We start from the raw sequence: 9,127 nt of genomic DNA, 5'->3' as shown, positions 1-9,127 counted from the left end.
GAAGATCGGACCGTCGAACGGTTCGGCTCGTTCGAGCACCAGATCACCGATGTCGTATCCGCTGACCGACATCTCCGGGGTCACCAGGATCGACGCGCCGGCCGCAGCCGCGCTCCTCGCTGCGTCGTCGAGTGCGGCGAGGTTCGCGTCGACATCGCCGGCAAGTTCGGGCCCTTGGAACAGCGATACGGTCACGGTCATGGCGACAACTCCTGTTTCCTCGTAGGTAACTCCTCGGGTAGCGCGGGTGCCAACACCCACAGGACCTGAGCACCGCCCCTGCCTTCGGCTCGAAAGCTGTGCCGGCGACGCGGCGAGAAGGTGAACGCGTCGCCCGGACCGAGCAGCACCTCGTCGCCCGCGAACGTACGGTCCGCTTCGGCCTCGAAGGTCACCCGCAGCTCACCCGAGATCACATGCACGAACGTCACATCGAGCGGAAGGGTGTACGCCTCCGCGCCACTGCCGCCACCTTCCTCGATGTCCCCCAGCAGCACCTGCACCCGACGCTCCCCCACCGGTGTCAGCAGGTACTCGGTCATCGCCTCCCCGCCGAACATGATGCGCGGCAACGACTGCGCCCGGACCACCTCACCGGACGGGGCGTCGTCGAACAACGAGCCGACCGGAAGCTCCAAGGCGGCGCAGACCCGAACCAGGGACGCCACCGACGCATTGACCTGGTCGCGTTCGAGCTTGGACAGATACCCCTTGGTCACTCCACAGGTGTCGGCCAGCGCGTCGAGGGTCAGTCGCTTCTTCTGCCGAGCCTCCTTCAGCCGCGCACCGATACGCGGTGCGTCGTTCTCGACCGACGTAGCAACCGACACCGTTATCGCCCTTCAGGAAACTCGTGTTGACAAGATCGAGCATCAGAGTAACGCTTGCCGGGCGAACTGGTCGACTCAACTGTCACCGGACTCCTGACAATTCGGAAGGAATTCTCGATGAACCCGAGCAATCCCGAGCACACCCCGATCGGTCCGGTCGACGCCACCAAGGTCCCCCGCTACGCCGAGCCCACCACGTTCGCCCGGCTTCCCCGTCTCGACGAGGTGTCCCGGGCCGATGTGACCATCCTCGGCGTTCCGTTCGACTCCGGTGTGAGCTACCGCCCCGGCGCACGTTTCGGCCCGGGACACATCAGAGCGGCCTCGAAACTGTTGCGGCCCTACAACCCTGCGCTGAAGGTCTCACCCTTCGCCCGCCAACAGGTGGCGGATTTCGGCGACATCGGCGTCAATCCGTTCGACATCACCGAGGCACTGACCACGGTGCACGACGCGGTGACGGACCTACGCGCCGACGGCTCCTCGGTTCTGACTCTCGGCGGCGACCACACCATCGCACTGCCGATTCTGCGTTCGCTCGCACGCGATCACGGGCCGATCGCGGTATTGCACTTCGACGCGCACCTCGATACGTGGGACACGTACTTCGGTGCTCCCTACACTCACGGCACACCGTTCCGACGGGCCAGCGAGGAAGGTCTGATCGATCTCGAACGCTCACAGCACATCGGCATTCGCGGCCCGCTGTACAGCGAGCAGGACCTCGAGGACGATCGTGTGCTCGGCTTCCAGGTGATTCGGTCCGACGACTACGAGGTCGACGGCGTCGCCAGCATCGTCGAACGTATGCGCCGACGCCTCGACGGCGGCCCGGTCTACGTCTCGGTCGACATCGATGTTCTCGACCCGGCGCATGCGCCGGGTACCGGCACTCCCGAGGCCGGTGGCATGACGTCCCGAGAGTTGCTCAACACCCTGCGTGGACTCGTCGGCCTGAACGTGGTCGGTGCCGACATCGTCGAGGTGGCACCCGCTTACGATCACGCCGAAATCACCGGAATAGCAGCGGCACACGTTGCCTACGAATTGCTCTCGGTGCTGGCTCTCAACCGATAGAACGTCACTGCCTCGGCAGCACCAGGATCGGCACCGGCGAATGTCGGATGATCTTGGTCGCCCGCGACCCGAGGAACACCCGAGCGATCGGCCCCAGCGGCCCAGACGAACCGATGGTGAGCACTTCGCCGTCCTGCCACTGAACTTCGTCGAGGGCCTCGCGCCAGCTACTTGCCATGGCCAGTTCGGTTGTCACCTGTTCGGCCGGAAGCCCTACTGCGACTGCGTCGTCCATTGCTGCGGTCAAGGCCTCGCTCAACCCGACGGCGAGTTCGGTGGCGACGTCGTCCTCGACGCGTAGGCCGACTTCGGGCGGATACATCGTCGCCCCACGTACGACGAACGAGGCGAGGCGGAGCGGAATGCCCGCGGCGCGGGCGAGTTCGGCGGTCGGGCCCACGACGCGCGAGGCCTCGCTGTCACCGGAGAACGCGCTGGTGATCCGCGTCAGAGTGGCACGGTCGCGCATGCGGTAGCCACGCGGAGCGAGTGCCACGGTCACCGGGGAAGAATGCAGAAGCTTGTCTGCCGTCGACCCGACGACCACCTGCCGAGTGCGCCGTCGCCCGAGGAGCCGAGAACCAGTACCGAGGCCGAAATGTTCTCGGCCGCCTCGGTCAAGGCCGTCGACACCGAGCGGTGTGCGAATCGGTGGAACGACGCGGTGATGTCGGGTGCCCGATCTTCGAGGTAGTGGCGCGCTTTCGCCTCCGACTCTGCTGCAGTCGTCGCTGCCCAGTCGGCGAACTCCGCATCCACCCGTGCCATCGACGGAGTCGACCACGGCTTGGGCACCACCGTCGCCACATCGATCTCGGTGCCCAACGACCGTGCGAGCTGGGCACCGAGGTCGAGGGCACCCACGCTGCCTTTCCCCGGCGCGAAGGCGATCAGGACGCTCATTCCGCATCCTTCCCAACCGATCGAAGCGCCGAATGATGCCGACCCCACAGGAAGTAGAACGCCAACACCACCGCGAGCCAGAGCCCGAACCAGAACCACGTGGTCCAGTGCAGTCCGGACAGGATGTACAGGCAGGCGAGAACCGACAGCACCGGAGTCACCGGGTATCCAGGAACCTTGAACGGCCGTTCGAGATCGGGCATCGAGCGGCGCAACACGATCACTCCGATCGACACGACGATGAACGCGACGAGGGTGCCGATCGACACCAGGTCCGCCAGCTTGTCGAGTGGAATGAACGCGGCCAGGATCGAGATCACGACGGCGACGACGATCGTGTTGTTGACCGGCGTGTGTGTGCGCGGACTGACCTTGGCGAAAGCTTTGGGCAACATGCCGTCTCGGCCCATGGCGAACAGGATGCGAGTCTGCCCGTACATCGTCACCAGGGTCACCGAGAAGATCGAGATGACTGCACCTGCAGCCAGAATCGTTGCCGGCCAGGCCTGCCCGGTGACGTTGCGCAGGATCTCCGCCAGCCCGGCTTCCTCCTGGCCGGCGAAGTCGGTCCACGGCTGAGTCCCCAGGGCGGCCACGGCCACGACGAGATAGAAGACGATGACGACGATCAGCGCCGCAATGATGGCGCGCGGCATGGTCTTCTGCGGATCTTTCACCTCGTCGCCCGCGGTGGACACCGCGTCGAGTCCGATGAACGAGAAGAAGATCGTGCCCGCGGCCGCCGTCACGCCTGCTGCGCCCAAAGGCATGAAGTCCGAGAAGTTGCCGGAGTCGAAGGCGGTGAATCCGACGATTGCGAACAGCGCCAGCACACCGAGTTTGATGACGACCATGACTGCATTGACGGCCGCCGACTCGCTCGCACCGCGAATGAGCAGAACGGCGCACAGCACGATCAGCACCACTGCAGGCAGATTCATGATGCCGGGATCGGCGTCACCCGGCGCAGCGGACAACGCGTGCGGGATGGTGAAGCCGAAGAGGTTGTTCAACAACTCGTTGAGGTACCCGCTCCACCCGACGGCAACGGCAGCGCTCGACACTCCGTATTCGAGCAACAGGCAGGCGGCGACGCCCATCGCGACCACCTCGCCCATCGTCACGTACGCGTAGGAGTAGGTCGAGCCCGAAACCGGTACCGCCGATGCCATTTCGGCGTAGCAGATGGCGGCGAGACCGGCCGCGATACCCGCGGCGAGGAACGAGAGCACCACTGCGGGACCGGCTTCGGGAACCGCGAGCGAGAGGACGAAGAAGATACCGGTTCCGATGGTGGCACCGACGCCGAACATCGTCAGTTGGAAGGTGCCGATGGTCCGTTCCAACCCGCCACTGCTCTGCTGGTCCGGATCCACGATCGGCTTCTTGCGAAGCAGTTGCGATCGCAGACTCGATGCAGGTCTGTTCGACGATGTCATGGCCGGCACTCCCAATGTCGAGACGAACGGTGCGGATCGGCTGATTGTGCTCTCAGATACCGCCTCTCGCACGCCGAACACGCGGTGGAATCGGTCGATTCACACACCGATCCGTTTCTCCGCCGCGTCCGCGATGCATACCATTGACCTCGAGTCCGGATGGGAGACACGAGAACAGATGGTCACACAGCGCGATGCGCTACCGCTGGATTCGGTCGCGGCGCAGGCAGCGTCGGACGCCGGCGGACTCGACGTCGCTCTGCTGGGCAGCTTTCTCGACGTCCTCGCCGACGCCGTCGATGCCGGCGTGCCACTGAGCCGTGGGCAGCTGCACGAGTTTCGAGCGCAGGGCGATGCTGCTGCCCGCGCGGGCGTCGCACTGCGGGCATTGCTGGATCTGTACCTGACCTCGGCGTGGCGGCTGTGGCGAGAACTACCCGCTGTCGTCGCCGCCGCGGATGACCCCCGCCGGGGGTGGTCACCGCGGGCGAGGTGATGCTGCGCGCGGTAGACGACGCGGTGGCCGAACTGGCCGAGGGATTTCAGCTCGCCCGGCGCACTCTCGTGCGAGCCGAGGTACTCGCCCGCCGTGAATTCGTCGACGATCTACTTTCGGGCACCTCCGATGTCGCCGGGGTACTCGGGCGCGCGCAGACGTTCGGCCTCGACCTGTCGAGTCCCCACGTGGTGGCCGTGGTGACGTCGACCAAGCCGTTCACCGACGCGAGCTCTGCCATCAGCCTCGTCGAGCGCAGCGTGCAGGGCAGCAAGGGAGACGCCGAGTTGCTCGTGGCCACCAAGCAGGACCGGTTGATCCTGGTGTTCCCGGCACCCGACCTCGACGCCGTCGACCACGTCCTCAACCGGGTGGGACGCGCACTCGGTACGTCGGCGTCGAGCGAATCGGTCGATCTCCGTCGCAAAGGAGAGTACGGCCGGACGCAGATCGGGATCGGCCGGCCGCGCAGCGGGGCGGTGGGTGTCGCGGCGTCGTACCGGGAAGCCCTCGACGCACTCGATCTCGCCGCCTCGCTCGGATTCGACGCATCTGTCGTCGATGCTCGTGATCTGCTCGTCTACCGCGTCCTGATCAGCGATCGTGCGGCGATCGCCGATCTGGTCGATACGTTGTTGACACCGTTGCTGGGCGCGCGAGGCGGGGCGGGTCCGCTGCTGGAGACGTTGCAGGTGTACTTCGACACCGGGGCGAACACCGCCTCCACCGCACGACGGATGCACCTGTCGGTGCGGGCGGTCACCTACAGATTGTCTCGAATAAAGGATTTGACCGGGCAGAATGTGGGCAACCCCGTCGAGGCATTCGCGCTGCACACGGCGGTACTCGGAGCGAAGCTGCTCGACTGGCCCGAGGTGCGCTCGTCGTCGTGACGGGGAGAAACTGCTCTGATTGCCGTAACCGGGCAACGAAATCGGTCGAAACGTGTCCGCAAAACGACCATGCCTGCAGGAAAGCGAACAGTCACACTGGAGTAGTCGCGGAATGACCGAACGTTTTCCGCCGAGGCCCGAACGCACGGCCGGAACATCGGTAGGAAAAAGACAGACGAGAACGAAAAGGAGCGTGTGACAGATGGCGTCGTTGACACAGAAGTTGACATCGTTCGCTCGCAGCCCACAGGGCAAGAAGATGATCGATCAGGCACGTCGGTACGCGACCAAGCCCGAGAATCAGGCGAAGTTGAAGCAACTCGGCAGCAAATTCACGAGTAGAGGTGGCCGTTCATGAACGTCGTCCCGTGGTGGGCATGGGCGGCATTCGGTGCCGTCGTACTGATCCTGTTGGCCATCGACCTGTTGGCGCACCGCGGTGCCCACATCATCGGTTTCAAGGAAGCCGCATGGTGGAGCGCCCTGTGGGTCGGCGTGGCCATCATCTTCGGCATCGTGGTGTTCTTCACGTTGGGAACCACGGCCGGAGTCGAATACACGACGGCCTGGTTGCTCGAGAAGAGTCTGTCCGTCGACAATCTCTTCGTCTTCGCGCTGATCTTCGGTTACTTCAAGGTTCCCCGTGAGTACCAGCACCGCGTGCTGTTCTTCGGTGTGATCGGTGCCCTGGTCTTCCGTGCCATCTTCCTGGCCGCCGGTGTGGCCATCGTCAGCAAGTTCGCTGCCGTTCTGTTCGTCTTCGCAGCCATCCTTCTCTACAGCGCCTACAAGCTGATGAAGGACGAGGAGGAGTCGTACGACCCGGGCAACTCGATCGCGGTTCGTCTGCTGCGCAAGATCATCCCGGTCCAAGACGAGTACTCCGGTACCAAGTTCTTCGTCAAGGAAGCCGGCAAGCGCGTGGCCACGCCACTTCTCGCCGTCGTGGTGGCAATCGAAGCCGCCGACCTGGTGTTCGCAGTCGACAGCGTTCCCGCCGTCCTGGCGGTGACCGACGACCCGTTCATCGTCTACTCCTCGAACGCGTTCGCCATCCTCGGCCTTCGTGCCCTGTACTTCCTGCTCGCAGGGCTGCTCGAGAAGTTCCACTACCTGTCCAAGGGACTGGCGATCATCCTCGCCTTCATCGGCGTCAAGCTGATCCTCCAGGCCGGACACAAGGTGATCAGCACCTCGATCCCCGAGATCCCCTCGTTGGTCAGCCTGGTGGTCATCATCGTGGTCCTGGCAGGCTCGATCATCCTGAGCCTGAAGAATCCCCCGGCCGAAGACGACAGTGCCGACGTGATCGACGACGTCGCTGCCGACAGCCCGATCGTCGATCCGACGGACGGAACATCCTCGGCAGGCACCCCGTCCACCGGAACGTCGGGCACGGATTCACCGAGACTCGACAAGTCCTGATCCCGCACCACACATGCCCCGCCGAGTTCGATTCGGCGGGGCATGTTTGTGTTCCGAGGGGATGGGGCAATCCCTGCACATGGCTGAAAAGAACTCGTACACCGTTCCCGGACTCACCTCGGAAAAGGGCGCACGCGTCGCCGAGATCTTGCAAGATCGACTGAACGCGTACAACGACCTCCATCTGACGCTCAAGCACATTCACTGGAATGTCGTCGGACCCAACTTCATCTCGGTACACGAGATGCTCGATCCTCAGGTCGAAGCAGTTCGCGGATTCGCGGACGACGTCGCCGAGCGCATCGCGACCCTCGGCTCCTCGGCCAAGGGCACACCGGCACCATCGTCTCCGAGCGCAGCTGGGACGACTACTCGATCGGTCGCGCGACGGCCATCGAGCACCTCGGAGCACTCGACCTGGTCTACACCGGAGTCATCGAGACCACTCGCAAGAACATCGAGGAGGTCGGCGAGATCGACCCCGTCACCGAGGACATGCTCATCGGCCAGAGCGCACAGCTCGAACTCTTCCACTGGTTCGTCCGCGCGCACCTGGAGAATTCCGGTGGCCAGCTGTCCACCGCCAACGCGACCAGCGAGGTCGACGCGGCGAAGCAAGCAGGCTAGACACTCACACTCCAGCACCGACCTCGCCGACAACCGGCGGGATCGGTGCTTTTTTGTGGGCGGACGGTCAGTCGGACGGCTTCGCCTCGTGCCCGCTGCGGCCATGGGTTCGACGCTTCTCCTTCATCTCGGCCTCGAAGACGTGGCGACGTCCGTCGAGCAATTCGTCCCGGACGGCCCGCTCGTGTTCGCGTAACGGGCTCCAGTATCCGTCGTCGAATTCCTCGACGAGCTGGAACGTCCAGCGCCCCGGTGCGATGTTCCTGCCGATCATGTCGTTGTCGATTCGCTGCGCGATCGCGTCGTGATCTGCCTCGGCGAGTGCCTCGACGGCCTCCCCCAGCAGCAGGTCGGAATGCCCCATCAGTTGGTGGAACGAGTAGAGGTGTCCCCTGGCCCGCTCCACGCACTCGAGCGCCTCGGACATCTTTCCCACTGCGGCCACGGTCGCATCGTCGACTCCGCTCGGACGCCGGTGTTCGGGCGATGGGGTCTCGTGCGGGGGCTGTGCACCGATCTCTGTATCCATTGTCGAGGACTACCCCGATCACCCCGGCACTACCCGCACGCGCATCGATGATTACTGCGGACTCTCACGGGTATAGCTCCTCGAGAACGGATAGAACAATCGATCTCGAGGAGTTCACCATGGCTGATTTCATCGACAAGGCAAAGCACAAGGCAGAAGAGCTCGTGGGCGACGCCAAAGAAAAGATCGGCCACAAGACCGACAACGACGATCTTGCTGCCGAAGGCGCAAAGGATCAGGCGTCGGGCAAGACCAAGCAGGTCGGCGACGACGTCTCGGACGCCGCGGGCAACATCAAGGACAAGTTCACGAACTGATCGTCTCGATCGGTCGTATCGAAACCCCGCACCCAGGCCCCGGCCGTCGAAGGTGCGGGGTTTCTTCGTTGCCTGCCACCGATCAGATCTGCGGATTCGGCAGCGGCAACGGACGGCCGAACATCCAGCCTTGGCCGAGGGTTGCTCCCAGGGACCTGGCGCGACGCAAATGTCTGCGGGTTTCGATTCCTTCTGCCAGCAGAACGGCATCGCTCGTGCGGACGTAGGCCCGCACCTGCCGCACCGCGGCGCGCGACCGATACGGGGACCGGATGATCGACGCGTCGAGTTTGACGATGTCCGGCGCGACGGCGGCCAACAATTCCAATGTTGCAGGGGTGGCACCGACGTCGTCCATGGCCACCGACATACCGCGAGCGCGGGCTCCTCGAACCAGGGCCATCAGCAACGGGACGTTTCGGTCGAGGTCTCGCTCGGTGATCTCGAGGACGACGTCGAGGTCGTCACCGATCGCATCGAGGTGGCTGTCGACGTCGCGTTCGTCGACGAAGCAGCCCGGCTCGATGTTGAGAAAGAAACGCACCCGCCGCGAGTACGCGCGCTCGCGTGCCGCCCGCCAGCGCCGCGGCA

13 protein-coding genes and 1 pseudogene are annotated in these 9,127 nt (G+C 64.4%); 7 read left to right on the top strand and 7 right to left on the bottom strand.

Annotated features, from left to right (window positions below):
* On the bottom strand, positions 1-201 hold a 201-nt coding region (locus RHBS_RS19385), incomplete at its 3' end, for a nitrilase-related carbon-nitrogen hydrolase (protein WP_304627321.1).
* Entirely contained in the window at positions 198-830 is a 633-nt protein-coding gene (locus RHBS_RS19380) for a helix-turn-helix domain-containing protein (protein WP_121870510.1), read from the bottom strand. The genes RHBS_RS19385 and RHBS_RS19380, both read right to left, overlap by 4 nt.
* Positions 831-947: 117 nt before the next feature.
* On the opposite strand from RHBS_RS19380, the gene speB reads away from it, so the two are divergent.
* On the top strand, positions 948-1,907 hold the full coding sequence (speB, locus tag RHBS_RS19375) for an agmatinase (RefSeq protein WP_121872578.1): 960 nt from the start codon (positions 948-950) through the stop codon (positions 1,905-1,907).
* A gap of 4 nt (positions 1,908-1,911) precedes the next feature.
* On the opposite strand, the gene RHBS_RS30955 is transcribed toward speB, so the two are convergent.
* From RHBS_RS30955 to RHBS_RS19365, 3 genes are read right to left on the bottom strand one after another with little or no spacing between them, the layout of a single operon-like run.
* On the bottom strand, positions 1,912-2,409 hold the full coding sequence (locus RHBS_RS30955; RefSeq protein ID WP_237669455.1) for a universal stress protein: 498 nt from the start codon (positions 2,407-2,409) through the stop codon (positions 1,912-1,914).
* A complete protein-coding gene (locus RHBS_RS30950) occupies positions 2,406-2,810 on the bottom strand; it encodes a universal stress protein (protein WP_237669453.1) in 405 nt (134 codons plus the stop codon). Before RHBS_RS30950 ends, RHBS_RS30955 begins: the two co-directional genes overlap by 4 nt.
* Positions 2,807-4,249, bottom strand: a complete 1,443-nt coding sequence (locus RHBS_RS19365; RefSeq protein WP_121870512.1) for an amino acid permease — start codon at positions 4,247-4,249, stop codon at positions 2,807-2,809. The genes RHBS_RS30950 and RHBS_RS19365 overlap by 4 nt, the downstream gene beginning before the upstream one ends.
* Positions 4,250-4,427: 178 nt before the next feature.
* Between RHBS_RS19365 and RHBS_RS30945 the strand changes: the two genes are divergently transcribed.
* From RHBS_RS30945 to RHBS_RS19350, 5 genes and pseudogenes are all read left to right on the top strand, one after another.
* A complete protein-coding gene (locus RHBS_RS30945) occupies positions 4,428-4,745 on the top strand; it encodes a hypothetical protein (protein WP_237669451.1) in 318 nt (105 codons plus the stop codon).
* Entirely contained in the window at positions 4,724-5,638 is a 915-nt protein-coding gene (locus tag RHBS_RS19360) for a CdaR family transcriptional regulator (protein WP_237669449.1), read from the top strand. The genes RHBS_RS30945 and RHBS_RS19360 overlap by 22 nt, the downstream gene beginning before the upstream one ends.
* Positions 5,639-5,840: 202 nt before the next feature.
* Positions 5,841-5,996, top strand: coding sequence for a hypothetical protein (locus RHBS_RS29150; protein WP_183130214.1), 156 nt, complete (start codon positions 5,841-5,843; stop codon positions 5,994-5,996).
* On the top strand, positions 5,993-7,063 hold the full coding sequence (locus RHBS_RS19355; protein ID WP_121870513.1) for a TerC family protein: 1,071 nt from the start codon (positions 5,993-5,995) through the stop codon (positions 7,061-7,063). Before RHBS_RS29150 ends, RHBS_RS19355 begins: the two co-directional genes overlap by 4 nt.
* A 79-nt stretch (positions 7,064-7,142) precedes the next feature.
* Positions 7,143-7,690, top strand: a pseudogene (locus RHBS_RS19350) (Dps family protein).
* 67 nt (positions 7,691-7,757) lie between these two features.
* Here RHBS_RS19350 and RHBS_RS19345 read toward each other — a convergent pair.
* On the bottom strand, positions 7,758-8,219 hold the full coding sequence (locus RHBS_RS19345) for a hypothetical protein (RefSeq protein WP_128646255.1): 462 nt from the start codon (positions 8,217-8,219) through the stop codon (positions 7,758-7,760).
* 119 nt (positions 8,220-8,338) lie between these two features.
* Between RHBS_RS19345 and RHBS_RS19340 the strand changes: the two genes are divergently transcribed.
* On the top strand, positions 8,339-8,536 hold the full coding sequence (locus RHBS_RS19340) for a CsbD family protein (protein WP_121870515.1): 198 nt from the start codon (positions 8,339-8,341) through the stop codon (positions 8,534-8,536).
* Between the two features lie 82 nt (positions 8,537-8,618).
* Here RHBS_RS19340 and RHBS_RS19335 read toward each other — a convergent pair.
* Positions 8,619-9,127: EAL domain-containing protein (locus RHBS_RS19335; RefSeq protein WP_145977547.1), on the bottom strand; the 509-nt coding region annotated here is incomplete at its 5' end.

The sequence above is a fragment of the Rhodococcus sp. BS-15 genome (genome assembly GCF_000813105.1).
Taxonomy (GTDB): Bacteria; Actinomycetota; Actinomycetes; order Mycobacteriales; family Mycobacteriaceae; genus Rhodococcoides.
This window is presented reverse-complemented; position numbering and strand designations above follow the sequence as displayed.